The sequence below is a fragment of the Streptomyces niveiscabiei genome (assembly GCF_033794345.1).
GTDB classification, from domain to species: Bacteria; Actinomycetota; Actinomycetes; order Streptomycetales; family Streptomycetaceae; genus Streptomyces; species Streptomyces niveiscabiei.
Genome location: NZ_JARAYJ010000005.1, coordinates 14,765 through 31,307 on the forward strand (window position 1 = coordinate 14,765; position 16,543 = coordinate 31,307).

The following is a 16,543-nucleotide window of genomic DNA, read 5'->3' on the forward strand; positions in this document are numbered from 1 at the left end:
CTCCCGCGGGGTAGCTCTGCGGGTGTAGCCCCTGAGAGGTAGCCCTCTAGAGGTAGTACCGCGACACCGACTCCGCCGCGCACACCGGCTTGTCGCCGCCCTCGCGCTCCACCGTGAACGCGAGGGTGATCTGCACCCCGCCCTGGACGTCCTCGACGGAGCTGATCCGCGCGGTGGCGCGCAGCCGGGAGCCGACCGGGACGGGCGCGGGGAAACGGACCTTGTTCGTGCCGTAGTTGACGCCCATCTTCACGCCGTCGACCTGGATGAGCTGGGGCCCGAACAGCGGCAGCAGCGACAGCGTCAGGTACCCGTGCGCGATGGTCGTGCCGAACGGCCCGGCCGCCGCCTTCTCGGGGTCGACGTGGATCCACTGGTGGTCCCCGGTGGCCTCGGCGAACAGGTCGATCCGCTTCTGGTCGACCTCCACCCAGTCGCTGTACCCCAACTGCTCGCCCACCGCCGCCTTGAGCTCGTCGGTGGACGTGAAGATCCTCGGCTCTGCCATGGTCCCGGCCTCTCGCTGCGAAGTCCCGATATCTAAGCAACTGCTTAGCATGGTCGGTCGGTGGGACCCTGTCAACGGACCGGATCAGGCGCGCTCGCCCCACTAGGCTGGACGTGTGCCCCAGATCCACGAGAACGTCCAAGAGCTGACCGTCGGCCAGTTGTCGGCGCGCAGTGGTGTCGCCGTGTCCGCGCTGCACTTCTACGAGGCCAAGGGGCTGATCGCCAGCCGCCGCACCTCCGGGAACCAGCGCCGGTACGGCCGTGACACCCTGCGGCGCGTGGCGTTCGTGCGGGCGGCCCAGCGGGTCGGCATACCGCTCGCGACGATCAGGGAGGCGCTGGCCCAGCTGCCGGAGGAGCGGACGCCGACGCGGGAGGACTGGGCGCGGCTGTCGAAGGCGTGGCGCTCCGAACTGGACGAGCGCATCAAGCAGTTGAACCGCCTGCGCGACCACCTCACGGACTGCATCGGCTGCGGCTGCCTCTCCCTCGACACCTGCGTCCTGTCCAACCCCGACGACGTCTTCGGCAACCGCCTCACCGGCTCCCGGCTGGTGGTGGAACACCGGGAGGGGTAGGGGGGACTACCCCTCCGGGGCTACCCCTCAGGAGCCACCTCCCCGGACGTACCCCCGAAGCCCCGCCCGGCGTCCCTCACTCGTACTCCGTCCCGCCCTTCCGCGTCAGATACGCCGGACTCACCGCCTTCGCGATGGCCCGCCCCCCGACGACGGGGCTGTACCTCTCGACGGCGGGCCGGATCACGACCCCCTCCCGGAGATGCAGCTCCCTCCCGGACACCGTCTCCCGGCCGGTCGCCAGCGCCAGCACCCGGCCAGGGTCGTACGGCCCCTCGAACAGCCGCGGTACGAGGGGCAGTTCGCCCTCCAGCACCGCCCCCGCGTCCAGCCACCGCACGGCCCCGTCGACCTCCGCGGCCACGTCGAACACCGCGTACCCGAGGGACTCGCGCCGCCCGTCCGCCCCGTACGACAGATCCTGCACGCCCTCCCCGTACACCTCCCCGAAGATCCCCACCCGCCGGGCGCCCAGCCGCGCGGCGAGCCGGGCGGCGGCCTCGGGGACGCCGTGACCGCGTACGGCTCTCCAGTACAGGTTGCGCGGGTCCTCCTTGAGAGCCAGGGACTTGGCGCCGAACCCCTTGGAGGAGACGTACACGCGCTCCTCGTCGGCGACGTACGTCAGCAGGCAGGCCGAGCCGTGCAGCTTCTCCGTGAGGACCACGGCCTCTCCGGGCGTGAAGACGTCCGGGTAGCGCTGGATGTTCTCGATGTCCACCCAGGGGACGAGGTCGGGCGCCGGCTCCACGTCCCCGCTCATCGTCGGCGGGATCGGCGGCACCCACTTGGTGATGCCCAGCGCCGCGGCGAAGTCGGCCCCCTCGGCGGCGGCCCGCGCCAGGTCGACCCCCGCCAGCGCGCGGGGCCGGCACACGATCCCCTGCGACAGCTCCCCGCGCAGCCGTACCGCCTTGACCCGGTCTGCCTTCCCGCCCGCGAGCCGCCCGGTCAGCCCCAGCTCCTCGATCAACCCGGCCGGAAGCACGGCCTGTTCGGGGATGTACACGGCGATGTCCCCGGTCCGGTACGCCCCCTTGGCGACGACCGCGCGGTACAGGCCCACCTGGGCCAGCTCAAGGGCGTCGGCGTTCGGATGCTCGTGAACGGTCAGGACTTCGGCGGTGACGCGCAGCGTCGACATGGGGTGCTCCTACGGATGCGGTTTCATCGGCCCCAACTGTCCTTGCGGGAATGGGGTGGAGCGACCCGTTTTCGGCCTGCTACGGTCAACGGCCTTTGTGCGAACCCCACTTCACCCCCACACCCACCGGATCCCGAACCGGCACTCCCCGGCCCCCAGCGCCACCGCGTGCACCACCCCCGCCGCGTCCACCCGCAGCCGCTGCTCCCGCCGGAACCGCGCGCCCCTGCCGTCCCCCTCAAGTCCCGTGGTCCGGTAGGAGTAGCAGGCGTACGGCAGGGCCCGCGGATCGAACCGCACCTCCAACAGGTGCTCCCGCATGGGGACATGGATGGCCGTCTCGATGTGCCGGGTCACCGGCCGGGGCTCCCGGTGTTCGACGGTGTAGTCCACGATGACCGTCTCCCCTCGCGCGAGCGGCCGTTCGAAGAGCATCTCGGCGACGATCAGCCCCTCCTCGGGGAGTTCGACGACGGTCCCGAGCCGCAGGGGTTCGGCGAGCCGGACGAGGGGGAGCGGCCCGGGGGAGTCGAGCCGGTAGAGGGCGATCCACCGGTCCGCCCCGTCGGCCTCCGCCCGCAGCAGCCGCCGGCTGGACAGCGACCGCAGCCGCCGCTGCCCGTCGACCTCGGCCCGGTTGTGGCAGCTGAGCCGGGTCAGCGAGGAGTCCCACCGGACGTCGACGGCGTCCCGGGCGTCCCCGAGCGGCCAGGCCCGGTCGAGCGAGGGGAGCCCGTCGCCCGGCGGCAGCCACCGGCCACGCGGCCGGGGCGGGGCCAGCCGGGCGCTGAGACTGGCGGGCGGCAGTGACAGGACGTCCTCCAAGGCCGCCAACGCCGAGAGGGAGCGCCGCCGTTCGGGCTGGTGGCGGCCCGACTGCCAGGAGCTGAGGGTCGCCGCGGAGACCGGGACCCCGCGCAGCCGCAGCCGCTCGTGGATCCGGTCCAGGCTCAGGCCGCTGGCGGCGATGGCGGCCCGCAGCTCCTCGTGGAACGGTCTCTCGCCGTGCATCCCCCAGTCTCCGCCCGGGCGCACCGCGGAGCGGAAGACCGCCGTCCGGATGTTTGATCAAAGTTTCCGCTTGTTTGATCGAAACCGCCCGAAGCTAAAACCTTCTCCTGGTCGCCGTTTCGGTCGTATTGCCCCTCAATTCCCGCAGGACTGAACGCACTCGGACTTCTTGCCATGCCCATGAGGGCTCACGGAAGCTGCTGACCACCGCCGCATGTCCCCCCACCTCCCCCGGAAACATGGAGAGTTCATGTCCAGCATCAGGTCCGCGAGCCTCGCCGTCCTCGCAGCGGGCACCCTCACCGCCGCCCTCGCCACCCCGGCGCTCGCGGCGACGCAGACCACCGCCGCGCAGGCGACGGGTCGGCTCACCCAGTCCATCGAGAGCCACGAGAACCACGCCCTGCACGGCGCGCTGAAGCACTCCGGCAAGGTCAACGCCTCGGAGACGTCCACGAACTGGTCCGGGTACGCGGCCACCGGCTCCTCCGGCGCCTTCACCTCCGTCACCACCTCCTGGACCCAGCCGACGGTCACCTGCGGTTCGGCCACCACGTACTCCTCGTTCTGGGTCGGCCTCGACGGCGACGGCAACGACGCGCTGGAGCAGACCGGCACCGAGGCCGACTGCATCAACGGCCGGGCCGTGTACGGCGCCTGGTGGGAGGTCCTGCCGGCCGCCTCGACGGCGTGGGACGACGTCACCGTCAAGGGCGGCGACAAGCTGACCGCGACCGTGACCTACAACGGCAGCAACTTCACGATGACTCTGAAGGACTCCACCCAGGGGTGGACGAAGTCCCAGACCGACGCGGGCTCCTCCGACTTCCAGAACGCCTCCGCCGAGGTCATCGCCGAGGCGCCCGAGGTCGACGGCTCGCTCGCCAAACTGGCCAACTTCGGCAGCGTCGGCTTCACGGGCGCGAAGGCCAACGGCTCCGCGCTGGACAACGCCTCGCCCGACAAGATCACGATGACCAACAGCAGCGGTACGGTCCGCGCGCAGCCGGGCTCGCTGTCCAGCGGGGCGTTCTCGGTGGCGTGGAAGTCGGCGTGACCCACCGGTAGTACACGGGTAGTACCGGCGTCGCGCCGAACCGGCGCCGTACTGAACGGCGCCGTACTGAACCGGCGTCGCGCCGAATCAGGGGGGTGCGGCATCCCCGTCGCACCCCCGCCTCCCTCTCGGGTATCACTCGGGTACTACGCCGACACCAGCAGCCGCCCCCGGCGCGCGAACGCCAGCGCCTCCGGCGTGAGGACCGGACGCGGGACCAATATGCCGCAGTCCGTGCAGACCGGTCCCGCCGACGGCTCGTGGTCGAGGTCGTACTTCCACAGGAGCCGTTCACCACCGCACACCGGGCAACTCTCGCCCGGTTCCCGCTCCAGCGCGGCGATCAGCCGGCGCAGTACCTCGGCCAGCGGCTCACGGGGGTGCAGCCGCGGGTCGTCGCACCACGCCACGCCGAACCCGCCCCAGGTCAGCCGGTGCCAGTCGTCGAAACTGCCGGGCCTGCGCAGTCCGTCGTGCTTCTCTTTCCTGCGCCGTTCGGCGAAACCCGCCTCGTACGCCAGCCACACCGTCCGCGCCTCCTCCAGCTCCTCCAGTGCGGCCACGAGCCGCGCCGGGTCGGGAGAGCGGTCCTCGGGGCCGAACCCGGCCCGCGAGGAGAGGTGGTCCCAGGTCGCCCTGTGCCCGTAAGGGGCGAACCGCTCAAGGCACTTGCGCAGCGAGTAGCGCCGCAGCGCCAGATCGCTGCGCGGATCGCGCGCCTGTCTCGCCAGACTCCGGAAACCTGCCATCGCCTTGCACCTCCGTCACACCTGCACCTGTACTTCGGTCACTTCGGCGCCGCCGCGCCGAACTCGCGCGACGTCGTCGAATAGACGTATCGACTCTCGATTCGGCTCCATCCGATTTCAGGACAGTTCCCGTCGAGGTAAGAAGCCGGGAAAAACTTGACGCATGTTCATCTTCAATCCCGGGGATACCGGCGGTAACCTTCCGGCCACCCCCGTCGCTAGGAGCTGCACATGCCACGGCGAACTCCCCTCGACAGACTGAGAACTCCCGGCAGATTCCCCGGGTTCCTGAAGAGCGCGACCGTATGCGCGCTCCTCGCCGGTCTGTTGTCCCCACTCACCCAGGTCGCCACCGCCGAGGCGGCCGAACCGAACGACTACTGCGGCGGACAGTGTTCCGACATCCTGCCGCCCGGTCAGAACGGCAACGCGACCCTCGCGCAGATCATCCTCAACCAGGCCTTCGGCACCCAGCCCGAGCACGCCGAGGACCAGCTCGGCCCGTACAACAACCTGGCCAAGGGCTATCCCGCCCTCACCAACGCCACCATCAACACCTTCTTCAACGACGCGTCGTTCGGCGTGCCCGCGGGCCAGGTCGCCTCGACCCTCCAGCCGGCCGGCCGCACCGACGTCAAGATCGTCCGCGACAAGAAGACCGGCGTCCCGCACATCACCGGCACCACCCGGTACGGCACCGAGTTCGGCGCCGGGTACGCGGCGGCCCAGGACCGGCTGTGGCTGATGGACGTCTTCCGCCACGTCGGCCGCGGCCAGCTCACCGGCTTCGCCGGCGGCGACCCCTCCAACCAGGGCCTTGAGCAGCAGTTCTGGCGCAACGCCCCCTACACCGAGGCCGATCTCCAGGCGCAGATCGACAACGCCGTCGCCACCAGCGGGGCGCGCGGCCAGCAGGCCCTCGCCGACGTGAACGCCTACCTCGACGGCATCAACGCCTACATCGACGCCTCCGACAGCGGGCGCTACTTCCCCGGCGAGTACGTCCTCACCGGGCACAAGGACTCGGTCACCAACGCCGGCACGATCGACCACTTCAAGATCACCGACATGGTGGCGCTCGCGTCCGTCATCGGCGCCCTCTTCGGCTCCGGGGGCGGCGGCGAGGTCAACAACGCGATCTCCCTGCTCGCCGCGCAGGAGCAGTACGGCGTCACCGAGGGCACCAAGGTCTGGGAGTCGTTCCGCCAGCGCAACGACGCCGAGGCCGTCCTCACCGTCCACAACGGCGAGAGCTTCCCGTACGCCACGAAGCCCGCGAACCCCCAGGGCGCGGCGCTCCCCGACGCGGGTACGGTCGCCGCCGAACCGCTGATCTACGACGCGACCGGCACCGGAGGCCCCGCCGCCTCCGCCGCTGCCGCCGCGACGACCTCCGCCAAGCGCGGCATGTCCAACGCCCTCGTCGTCAGCGGCGCGCACACAGCCAGCGGCCACCCCGTCGCCGTCTTCGGCCCCCAGACCGGCTACTTCGCTCCACAGCTCCTCCTTCTCCAGGAGATCCAGGGTCCCGGAATCAGCGCCCGTGGCGCGTCGTTCGCAGGTCTCTCCATGTACGTGGAACTCGGGAGGGGCCAGGACTACGCCTGGAGTGCCACGACGTCCGGCCAGGACATCATCGACACGTACGCCGTCGAACTCTGCCAGGACGACTACCACTACCTGTACCACGGCAGTTGTACGGCCATGGACAAGGTCGAGCAGAAGAACGCGTGGAAGCCGACGACCGCCGACGGCACCGCCGCCGGCTCGTACACGATGCGCGTGTGGCGCACCAAGTACGGCCCCGTCACCCACCGCGCGACCGTCGGCGGCAAGAAGGTCGCCTACACCACCCTGCGCTCCTCCTACCTGCACGAGGCCGACTCGATCATCGGCTTCCAGATGCTCAACGACCCCGGCTTCGTGAAGGGCCCGGACACCTTCAAGGAGGCTGTCCAGCACATCAACTACACCTTCAACTGGTTCTACGCCGACTCCCAGCACACCGCGTACTACAACTCCGGCGACAACCCGGTCCGCGCGAGCGGCGTCGACGCCGAGTTCCCGGTCTGGGCGCAGGCGGCGTACGACTGGAAGAACTGGAACCCCACCACCAACACCGCCGACTACACGCCCTCTTCGCAGCACCCGCAGTCCGTCGACCAGGACTACTACATCTCCTGGAACAACAAGCAGGCCAAGGACTACACCAGCGCCCCCTGGGGCGAGGGCTCGGTGCACCGCGGCAACCTGCTGGAGACCCGCGTGAAGAAGCTCGTCGCGGCGGGCGGCGTCACCCGTGCCTCCCTCACCAAGGCGATGGCGGACGCGGCCCTCGCCGACCTGCGCGCCGAGGACGTCCTCCCCGACCTCCTCAAGGTCGTCAACAGCTCCGCGGTGACCGACCCGACGGCCGCCGCCGCGGTCACCAAGCTCCAGACCTGGCTGGCCAACGGCGGTAAGCGCACGGAGACTTCGGCCGGCTCCAAGACGTACGCCGACGCCGACGCGATCCGTATCCTCGACGCGTGGTGGCCGCTCCTCGTGCAGGCCGAGTTCCAACCCGGCCTCGGCAGCGGCCTGTTCAACGCCATCACCACCAACCTCCCCGTGGACGAGGCGCCTTCGGCGGCCCACGGCCCGACCGGCTCGCACGCGGGCAGCTCCTTCCAGTACGGGTGGTGGAGCTACGTCGACAAGGACATCAGGTCGGTCCTCGGTGAGAGCGTCCAGGACCCGCTGGCCCGGAAGTACTGCGGGGGCGGCGTCCTGACCGCCTGCCGCGACACCCTCATCAGCACCCTGAAGACCGCGGCCGGCAAGACCGCCGCCCAGGTCTACCCCGGCGACGCCCTGTGCGCGGCCGGCAACCAGTGGTGCGCCGACTCGATCTTCCAGCGCCCCCTCGGAGGCATCAAGCACTACAACATCAGCTGGCAGAACCGGCCCACCTACCAGCAGGTGGTGGAGTTCACGTCACACCGATGAGCGCCGACCGGTAAGTGCCGTACGGCGGGGCCGGGTTCACCTTCGGGTGCCCGGCCCCGCCCGCTGCCTCAGCCGATCCGCCCCGCCGCCAGGACCACCCTGGCCAGTTCGGGGTGCGCGATGTCGCTGTGCGCGCCCGACGGGGGACCGCCCCTGCGGACGACGGCCGCCGCGTCCACGTTGACGCACCCGGACGCCGGGAACGGGCCCCGCAGCGCGTCCGCGAGGGTCAACGCCCTTGTCCCCGGCACCGCTTGGACCCCGTTGTGCCCCATGGCGCCCCACTTCTCGCCCAGCAGCTCCCCGACCGCCCCGCGCGCGTCCCCCGCCATCCGCGAGGCCAGCGGGTACATCGTCCCGAGCGCCTGGTCGTACGAGGAGTAGCAGCACGCCAACGGCCCGTCGATCCGGGCCTGTTTGCCCTGCAACGCCCCGCACGCACCCTGGTCGTGCGGCAGCTTCGCCGCGAACGCGTAGTGGGAGAACGCCCCTTGGAGCAGCGTCACGGACTTCACCGAACGCACGCCGGGAGCAAGCCCGCCCAGCGCGAACGACACCAGCCGGCCGCCGAAGCTGTGCCCGACCAGGTGGACCCGGACACCGGGTACGGCTGCCGCCAACTTGCCCAGGAACGGCCCGAGTCCACGCTCGCCGACCGTCCCGGCCCGGCGCTTCATCGCGTAGTACGTCGCCTGCCGCAGCAGCTCCTTGGCGCCGTCCCAGGGGTTCGGCAGCGAGAACTCCCGTGTCCCGTCCGCCTCGTGGAGCGCCTCGGCGAACTCCGCGCACATCTGCGCCGCCGACTCCGAGAGCATCGCGGGCACCCCCTCGTCCGGCGTGTCCGTCACGCACCTCGCCGGCACGGCGTCCACGAGCCGCCCCACCAGCTCCCCGAACTCCGCCAACCCGGCGTCGCCGGGCGGGCGTCGGTCGAGCAGCAGGGCGATGCGCTCGACGGTGGCCGCCTTGCCGGGGAAGGTCTCCAGGAGGGCGCTCTTGGTGTTGCCGTCCAGACACCTTTCCTGACGGGCCGTCAAGTGCGGGAAATCGGGGATGGGTTCGTCGCAGAACCGCATCGACGGCCACATGACGCCCACGTACCCGAGCTTCGCGTTCGGCGCAAGCCGCGGGAAGGGCGCGAAGAAGGCCCGGTAGAGCGCGGTCGCACGGGACCGGTCGTTGTTCCAGCCGTGCGAGAAGAACACGAGGTCCCGGACCTTCCGGGCCCCGACCTCGGCCGGCAGCCGATCACGCTCGCCGGGGTCGGCATCCCCGTCCGCGTCGAAGGTGAGCTGCCAGTAGGGAGAAACAGTCATTGCGGGTCCGGCCATCACGGCCTCCGTCCCCCGGGGTGATGTGGGCGCAGTGTCCTGCCAACGGCGGAACTTGGCCATACGTCACGCACTACGCCCGGTACTCCAGCGGAGCCACCCCCACCCCGCCCACCGGGCCGCACCGCTCCCGACCCCCCTTCCCCCTCACATACCGACTGGTTAGTCTGTACCCGTTCCGAGCCGCACGTGTCGTGTCGAAGGAGACCCGATGGTGGAAGCCGTTCGAGGTGCCGGAGTTGTCGTGACCGGAGGCGGAGGAGGCATCGGCGCCGCACTGGCCCGCCGTTTCGCCGCCGAGGGCGCACGCGTCGTCGTCAACGACCTGGACGGCGCGAGGGCGAAGGCCGTGGCGGACGAGATCGGCGCCATCGCGGTCGCAGGGGACGCCTCGGTCGTCGTGGACGAGGCCCGCGAGGCGCTCGGCGGCCGGGTGGACGTGTACTGCGCGAACGCCGGCGTCGGCTCGGGCGGCTCGGAGTCGGCGGGGGAGGCCGTCTGGGCCCTGGCCTGGGACGTCAACGTCATGGCGCACGTCCGCGCGGCCCAGGCCCTGCTCCCTGAGTGGCTGGAGCGCGGCGAGGGCCGCTTCGTGTCGACGGTGTCGGCGGCGGGCCTGCTCACGATGGTCGGCGCGGCCCCCTACAGCGTCACCAAACACGGCGCGTACGCCTTCGCCGAGTGGCTCTCCCTGACGTACCGCCACCGGGGCCTCAAGGTCCACGCGATCTGCCCCCAGGGCGTACGCACCGACATGCTGGAGGAGTCGGGCAGCGCCGGAGACCTGGTGCTCAAGCCCACCGCGATCGATCCCCCGGAAGTGGCGGAGGCCCTCATGCGGGGCATCGAGGACGACCGCTTCCTGATCCTCCCGCACCCGGAGGTAGCCGGGTACTACCAGGGCCGCGCGGCCGACCCCGACGGCTGGCTCGCGACCATGAACCGCCTCCAGCGCAAGTGGGAGGCGGCCCGGTGACGACGTACGCCGACAAGCCCTGGACCGCCCTCCTGGACGACGTTCAGCGCGCCCCGGTCACCCCGCTGGACTCGATGGTCGACGCCCTGCGCGAGGCGGTACGCACGACCCCCGACCGCACCTTCCTCACCTACTTCGACGGACGCCTCACGTACGCCGAGACCGACACCCTCACCGACTCCGTGGCGGGGTACCTGGCCGACCGGGGCATCGCCCAGGGCGACCGCGTCGCCGTCATCCTCCAGAACTCCCCCCACTTCGTCCTCGCGCTCCTCGGCGCCTGGAAGGCGGGCGCGATCGTCGTACCCGTCAACCCCATGTACAAGTCGGGCGAGGTCGCCCACGTCCTGCGGGACGCCGAGGCCACCGCGCTGATCTGCACGGAGCGCGCCTGGGACTCGTACCTGAGAGCTACGGCGGCCGGCTCGCCGGTCCGGTTCGCGCTGACCGCGAGCGAACTGGACTTCCAGACGCGGTACGACACACGCGTACTGGGCTTCGAGCCGCACCCCACCGACGCCGACGACCTCGTCGAGGTGGCCCGGCGCGGCGGCAAGGCGCCCGAGGGGCGGGCCCTCACCCCGGCCGACATCGGGCTGATCAGCTACACCTCGGGTACGAGCGGTACCCCCAAGGGCGCCACCAACACGCACGGCAACCTCATGGCCAACGCCGACCGCCAGCGCGCCTGGCTGCACCTGCCGGACGCGCCCGTGTACTACGCCCTCGCGCCCCTGTTCCACATCACCGGCATGGTCTGCGAACTCGGCGCCTGCCTCAACAGCGCGGGCACCCTCGTCCTGACGTACCGCTTCGAACCCGGCGTCGTCCTGGACGCGTTCACGGAGCACCGGCCGCACTACACCGTCGGCCCCTCCACGGCGTTCATGGCCCTCGCCGCGCACCCCGGGGCGAGCCGGGAGCACTTCTCCTCCTTCGTCCACATCAGCTCGGGCGGCGCGCCGGTGCCCCCGGCGCTGGTCGAGCGGTTCCGGGCCGGCTTCGGGCCGTACATCCGCAACGGCTACGGCCTCACCGAGTGCACGGCGCCCGCCGCCTCCGTACCGCCCCAGCACGAGGCGCCCGTCGACCCCGTCTCCGGCACCCTCGCCGTCGGGCTGCCGGGCCCCGACACCGTCGTCCGCATCCTCGGCGACGACGGAGCGGAGGTGCCCTTCGGGGAGCACGGGGAGATCGTCGTGCGTGGTCCTCAGGTAGTACCCGGGTACTGGCGCCGGCCCGAGGCGACCGCCGAGACGTTCCCCGGCGGGGAACTGCGCACGGGGGACATCGGGTTCATGGACGAGCAGGGGTGGCTGTACGTCGTCGACCGCAAGAAGGACATGATCAACGCGTCCGGGTTCAAGGTGTGGCCGCGCGAGGTCGAGGACGTCCTGTACACGCACCCCGCCGTCCGCGAGGCCGCCGTCGTGGGGGTACCCGACGGGTACCGGGGTGAGACCGTGCGCGCCTACATCAGCCTGCGTCCCGGCGCCGACGCGACCCCGGACGACCTCGCCGCGTACTGCAAGGAGAGACTGGCCGCCTACAAGTACCCGAGGCAGGTGGAGATCCTGCCCGAGCTGCCCAAGACGGCAAGTGGGAAGATCCTGCGTCGGGAACTGCGTTCCCGTACGGCAGAGAACGATTAGTCCCCAGAAAGGCAGGTGGCGGCAGTGCCCAGAACGACGGACAACGACGGCACCCCCGTCCCGCAACGGCTTCTCGCCGCCGCCACCCGGCTCTTCGCCGAGCAGGGCTACGACCGCACCTCGGTCCAGGAGATCGTCGAGGCGGCCGGCGTCACCAAGGGAGCGCTGTACCACTACTTCGGCTCCAAGGACGACCTCCTCCACGAGGTGTACGCGCGCGTGCTGCGCCTCCAGCAGGAGCGCCTCGACGCGTTCGCGAACGCCGACGAGCCGATCGAGCAGCGCCTGCGCGGAGCGGCGGCCGACGTGGTGGTCACGACGATCGAGAACCTCGACGACGCCGCGATCTTCTTCCGCTCCATGCACCACCTGAGCCCCGAGAAGTACAAGCAGGTCCGCTCGGAACGCCGCCACTACCACGAGCGGTTCCGGGCCCTGGTGGAGGAGGGTCAGGAGGCGGGCGTCTTCTCGAAGGCCACCCCGGCCGACCTGGTCGTCGACTACCACTTCGGCTCGGTCCACCACCTGCCGACGTGGTACCGCACGGACGGGACGCTGAGCCCGCAGGAGGTCGCGGAACACCTCGCGGACCTGCTGCTGAGGGCACTGCGACCCTGACGGCACCGCGACCCTGACGGAGCGCATGAGTAAGGGGCGGTCACCCAGGTGACCGCCCCTTACCCGTGCATCCCTACGCGTACTTCCTCAGCTCCCGCCGGGCCAGCGACCGCTGGTGCACCTCGTCCGGCCCGTCCGCGATCATCAGCGTGCGCGCACCCGCGTACAGCTCGGCCAGCAGGAAGTCCTGGCTCAGGCCCCCCGCGCCGTGCAGCTGGATCGCCCGGTCGATGATGTCGACGACCGCGCGCGGGGTCGCGATCTTGATGGACTGGATCTCCGTGTGGGCGCCCCGGTTGCCGACGGTGTCCATCATCCAGGCCGTCTTGAGCACGAGCAGCCGCAACTGCTCGACCGTCACGCGCGCGTCGGCGATCCAGTTGTGCACGACCCCCTGCTGGGCCAGCGCCTTCCCGAACGCCTCGCGCGAGACGGCACGCCGGCACATCAGCTCGATGGCCCGCTCGGCCATCCCGATCAGCCGCATGCAGTGGTGGATGCGCCCGGGGCCGAGCCGCGCCTGCGCGATGGCGAAGCCGCCGCCCTCCTCGCCGATGAGGTTGGTGACCGGCACGCGCGCGTGGTCGAAGACCACCTCCGCGTGGCCGCCGTGGTAGTGGTCCTCGTACCCGAAGACCTTCATGGCCCGCTTCACGGTCACCCCGGGCGTGTCGCGCGGGACGAGGATCATCGACTGCTGACGCCGTATGTCGGCCCCGTCGGGGTCGGTCTTCCCCATGACGATGAAGATCTTGCAGTCGGGGTTCATGGCCCCGGAGATGTACCACTTGCGGCCCGTGACGAGGTACTCGTCGCCGTCGCGCTCGATGAACGTCGTGATGTTCGTGGCGTCGGAGGAGGCCACCTCGGGCTCGGTCATCGCGAACGCGGACCGGATCTCCCCGGCGAGCAGCGGCTCCAGCCACTGCTTCTTCTGCGCGTCGTCCCCGAACTGCGCGAGGACCTCCATGTTCCCGGTGTCGGGGGCGGAGCAGTTCAGGACGGTCGGCGCGAGCTGCGGCGAACGCCCGGTGATCTCGGCGAGCGGCGCGTACTGGAGATTCGTGAGGCCGGCACCGTACTCGGCATCGGGCAGGAAGAGGTTCCACAGGCCCTGTCGGCGCGCTTCGGCCTTGAGGTCGTCCACGACCGCCGGGGTGTCCCACGGGGACGCCAGAGCGGCACGCTGCGCCTCCGCGACCTCCTCGGCGGGATAGACGTACTCGTCCATGAAGGCGAGCAGCCGCCCGCGCAGCTCCTCCGTGCGCGCGTCGAACGCGAAGTCCATGCCGGTCAGCCTTCCTGGAGAGTGGTCAGTCCGTGCGAGATGAAGACGGGGACGAGCTCCCCGATGCGGTCGAAACCGCGCCCGACCGTCTGGCCGAGGGTGTAGCGGTAGTGGATGCCTTCGAGGATGACGGCGAGCTTGAACCAGGCGAACGCGGTGTACCAGGACACGTCGGAGACGTCCCGCCCGGACCCGCGCGCGTAGCGCTCGATCAGCTCGGCGGGGGAGGGGTGCCCGGGAGCCGCGGCGGTCGTCGACACGGGCGAGTCCGGCATCTCCAGCGGCACGCTGTACATCACGAGAAGACCGAGATCGGTCAAGGGATCGCCGAGAGTGGACATCTCCCAGTCGAGAATCGCTCGGATCCGGTCGTCGTCCCCGACGAGGACGTTGTCGAGCCGGTAGTCGCCGTGCACGATCGCGGGCGCGGGCGAGGCGGGCAGGCTGCGGCCGAGCGCCGAGTGCAGCTCGTCGATCCCCGCGAGGTCCCGGTTGCGGGACGCGTCCAGCTGCTTCCCCCAGCGCCGCAGCTGCCGGTCCAGGAACCCCTCCGGCCGCCCGAAGTCCCCGAGCCCGACCGCGCCGGGGTCCACGCCGTGCAGCTCGACGAGCGTGTCCACGAGCGACAGCATCACCCCGCGCGTCCGCTCGGCGCCCAGCGGCACGAGCTCCTCGGCGGTCCGGTACGGCGTCCCCTCGACGAACTCCATGACGTAGAACGGCGCCCCCAGCACCTCCTCGTCCTCGCACAGCAGCACCGGCCCCGGCACGGGTACGTCCGTCTCGCGGTGCAGCGCGTCGATCACCCGGTGCTCGCGCCGCATGTCGTGCGCGGTCGCCAGCACGTGCCCGAGCGGGGGCCGCCGTACGACCCACCGCTGCGCGCCGTCCGAGACGGTGTACGTCAGGTTCGAGCGCCCGCCCTCGATCAGCTGCCCGGACAGCGGTCCCGTGACCAGGCCGGGCAGCTCTCTGTCGAGCAGAACGCGCAGCCGGTCGAGGTCGAGCCCGGGTGGATGATCGGTGCTCATACGGCACTCCTGGATGCGTGCGACGGTGGACGTGGATCACATGATGCCGACCGGTCGGTATGTCGTCCAGTGCCAGGTGCCCACGTGATCGGGGCCACCCTAGGGGTACGGCTCCCCGCGCGAGTGCGCGGGGAGCCGTACAGGAGCGTTTTTCGGACGTACGCGCGTACGCGTCAGTGGTCGTCGTAGTGGTCGTCGTGCTCCGCGTGCCGGTGCCCGTCGTGCACGTAGTCCACATGGTCGCCGTGCTGCACGCGCGCGTGGCCGCAGTTCTCGTCGTGCCGGTGGTCGTGGCCGTCGTGCGCGACGTGGCCGCCGGGCTCGCACTCGTCCCAGTGGCCGTCGTGCGAGCGGTGCAGGTGGCCGTCGTGCGCGTAGTCGACGTGGTCGCCGTGCCGGACCTCCGTGTGACCGCAGTCCGGGCCGTGCGCGTGGGGGTGCGTGGGGTGTTCCTGGTGCAGAACGCTCATGGTGCTCACCTTCGGGAGGTGTGGGGGAATTGCCTCCCCTCAGGCTGCCACGCGAACGGCCCATATGGCGTATATCGGGGCATACGGCTTGCGTGGCGCGCACCCAGCCCGGAGGGTCGGAGCCATGAAGGCCATCAGCTACAGCCGGTACGGCGGACCCGAGGTGTTCGAGTACGGCGACGTCCGCGAGCCCAAGGTCGGCCCCGACTCCGTGCTGGTCAAGGTACGGGCCGCCGCCGTCAACCCCGTCGACTGGAAGGCCCGCGAGGGGTACCTCGACGGGATCATCGACACGGTGTTCCCGGTCGTCCCCGGCTGGGACGTGTCCGGCGTCGTCGTCCAGCCGGGCGTCTCCGTCACCGAGTTCGCCGTCGGCGACGAGGTCATCGGGTACGTCCGCGAGGACTTCCTCTCCCGGGGGACCTTCGCCGAGTACGTCGCCGCCCCCGTCCGCACCCTCGCCCGCAAGCCCCGCAACCTCTCCTTCGAGGAGGCCGCGGGGCTCCCCCTGGCGGGCCTCACGGCCTACCAGGGCCTCGTCCACGCCCTCGGCGTCAAACGGGGCGAGACCGTCCTCGTGCACGCCGCAGCGGGCGGCGTGGGCTCCCTCGCCGTCCAGATCGCCCACCACCTCGGCTGCCGCGTCATCGGCACGGCCAGCGAACGCAACCACGACTTCGTGCGCTCCCTCGGCGGCGAGCCCGTGACGTACGGCGAGGGCCTCGTCGACCGCATCCGCGGCCTCGCCCCCGAAGGCGTCGACGCGGCCCTCGACACGGTCGGCGGCGACGCCCTCAAGGCCTCCGTCAACGTCCTCAGCGGCGACGGCCGCCTCGCCTCCATCGCCGACGGCGACGTCCTCGGCTACGGCGGTCGCTACTTCTGGGTCCGCCCCGACACGGCCGACCTCACCCGCCTGTCGGAACTCGCCGAACAGGGCGTCGTCTCGGTCCACGTCTCGCAGACGTTTCCGCTGGACCAGGCGGCGGAGGCGTACCGGCTGAACGAGGAGGGGCGGACGCGGGGGAAGATCGTGGTGACGGTGGACTGGGGGGAGGACGGGGTGTAGGCGGGCGTAGGCGGGGCGGTTGGCCGGAGGTTTCCGCCGCAGCGGTCCCCGCGCGCGTGCGCCCCCGCTCG

15 protein-coding genes are annotated in these 16,543 nt (G+C 71.0%); 7 read left to right on the plus strand and 8 right to left on the minus strand.

All coding sequences use genetic code 11. The features are described 5' to 3' along the window. Positions 1-46: 46 nt before the first annotated feature. The gene (locus PV682_RS08335) at positions 47-508 is read right to left on the minus strand and encodes a MaoC family dehydratase (RefSeq protein ID WP_319725655.1); all 462 of its coding nucleotides are present in this window, start codon (positions 506-508) and stop codon (positions 47-49) included. A gap of 115 nt (positions 509-623) precedes the next feature. Between PV682_RS08335 and soxR the strand changes: the two genes are divergently transcribed. Continuing rightward, positions 624-1,088: a redox-sensitive transcriptional activator SoxR gene (gene soxR / locus PV682_RS08340; protein ID WP_055720745.1), complete on the plus strand. Its 465-nt coding sequence runs from the start codon at positions 624-626 to the stop codon at positions 1,086-1,088. Between the two features lie 76 nt (positions 1,089-1,164). Here the strand turns inward: soxR and PV682_RS08345 are convergent, their stop codons facing one another. Together PV682_RS08345 and PV682_RS08350 are read right to left on the minus strand one after the other, a co-directional pair. Continuing rightward, positions 1,165-2,232, minus strand: a complete 1,068-nt coding sequence (locus PV682_RS08345) for an RNA ligase (ATP) (RefSeq protein WP_319725658.1) — start codon at positions 2,230-2,232, stop codon at positions 1,165-1,167. Between the two features lie 111 nt (positions 2,233-2,343). Further along, positions 2,344-3,243, minus strand: a complete 900-nt coding sequence (locus PV682_RS08350) for a helix-turn-helix domain-containing protein (RefSeq protein ID WP_319725660.1) — start codon at positions 3,241-3,243, stop codon at positions 2,344-2,346. A gap of 250 nt (positions 3,244-3,493) precedes the next feature. Between PV682_RS08350 and PV682_RS08355 the strand changes: the two genes are divergently transcribed. Then, positions 3,494-4,300 carry a G1 family glutamic endopeptidase gene (locus PV682_RS08355; RefSeq protein WP_319725662.1) on the plus strand — a complete coding sequence of 269 codons (807 nt, stop codon included), beginning with the start codon at positions 3,494-3,496 and terminating at the stop codon, positions 4,298-4,300. Between the two features lie 146 nt (positions 4,301-4,446). Here the strand turns inward: PV682_RS08355 and PV682_RS08360 are convergent, their stop codons facing one another. Then, positions 4,447-5,049, minus strand: coding sequence for a hypothetical protein (locus PV682_RS08360; protein WP_055720749.1), 603 nt, complete (start codon positions 5,047-5,049; stop codon positions 4,447-4,449). A gap of 231 nt (positions 5,050-5,280) precedes the next feature. Here PV682_RS08360 and PV682_RS08365 point away from each other — a divergent pair, with 231 nt between their 5' ends. Further along, a complete protein-coding gene (locus PV682_RS08365; RefSeq protein WP_319725666.1) occupies positions 5,281-8,037 on the plus strand; it encodes a penicillin acylase family protein in 2,757 nt (918 codons plus the stop codon). A gap of 68 nt (positions 8,038-8,105) precedes the next feature. On the opposite strand, the gene PV682_RS08370 is transcribed toward PV682_RS08365, so the two are convergent. Beyond that, positions 8,106-9,368 carry a serine-threonine protein kinase gene (locus tag PV682_RS08370; RefSeq protein ID WP_319725669.1) on the minus strand — a complete coding sequence of 421 codons (1,263 nt, stop codon included), beginning with the start codon at positions 9,366-9,368 and terminating at the stop codon, positions 8,106-8,108. Between the two features lie 211 nt (positions 9,369-9,579). On the opposite strand from PV682_RS08370, the gene PV682_RS08375 reads away from it, so the two are divergent. Genes PV682_RS08375 through PV682_RS08385 form a run of 3 tightly spaced genes read left to right on the plus strand, consistent with a single transcriptional unit; the run spans position 9,580 to position 12,614 of the window. Then, positions 9,580-10,344, plus strand: coding sequence for an SDR family oxidoreductase (locus PV682_RS08375; RefSeq protein WP_319725671.1), 765 nt, complete (start codon positions 9,580-9,582; stop codon positions 10,342-10,344). Continuing rightward, the gene (locus PV682_RS08380; RefSeq protein ID WP_319725673.1) at positions 10,341-11,996 is read left to right on the plus strand and encodes a class I adenylate-forming enzyme family protein; all 1,656 of its coding nucleotides are present in this window, start codon (positions 10,341-10,343) and stop codon (positions 11,994-11,996) included. Before PV682_RS08375 ends, PV682_RS08380 begins: the two co-directional genes overlap by 4 nt. 24 nt (positions 11,997-12,020) lie before the next feature. Further along, positions 12,021-12,614, plus strand: coding sequence for a TetR/AcrR family transcriptional regulator (locus PV682_RS08385; protein ID WP_055720753.1), 594 nt, complete (start codon positions 12,021-12,023; stop codon positions 12,612-12,614). 73 nt (positions 12,615-12,687) lie between these two features. Here the strand turns inward: PV682_RS08385 and PV682_RS08390 are convergent, their stop codons facing one another. From PV682_RS08390 to PV682_RS08400, 3 genes are all read right to left on the minus strand, one after another. Continuing rightward, on the minus strand, positions 12,688-13,902 hold the full coding sequence (locus tag PV682_RS08390) for an acyl-CoA dehydrogenase family protein (protein WP_319725675.1): 1,215 nt from the start codon (positions 13,900-13,902) through the stop codon (positions 12,688-12,690). A 5-nt stretch (positions 13,903-13,907) separates the two neighbouring features. Next, the gene (locus PV682_RS08395; protein WP_319725678.1) at positions 13,908-14,933 is read right to left on the minus strand and encodes a phosphotransferase family protein; all 1,026 of its coding nucleotides are present in this window, start codon (positions 14,931-14,933) and stop codon (positions 13,908-13,910) included. Positions 14,934-15,106: 173 nt separating this feature from the next. After that, positions 15,107-15,403, minus strand: a complete 297-nt coding sequence (locus tag PV682_RS08400; protein ID WP_055720756.1) for a hypothetical protein — start codon at positions 15,401-15,403, stop codon at positions 15,107-15,109. Between the two features lie 124 nt (positions 15,404-15,527). Between PV682_RS08400 and PV682_RS08405 the strand changes: the two genes are divergently transcribed. Beyond that, entirely contained in the window at positions 15,528-16,472 is a 945-nt protein-coding gene (locus tag PV682_RS08405) for an NADP-dependent oxidoreductase (RefSeq protein WP_319725681.1), read from the plus strand. Positions 16,473-16,543 lie beyond the last annotated feature (71 nt).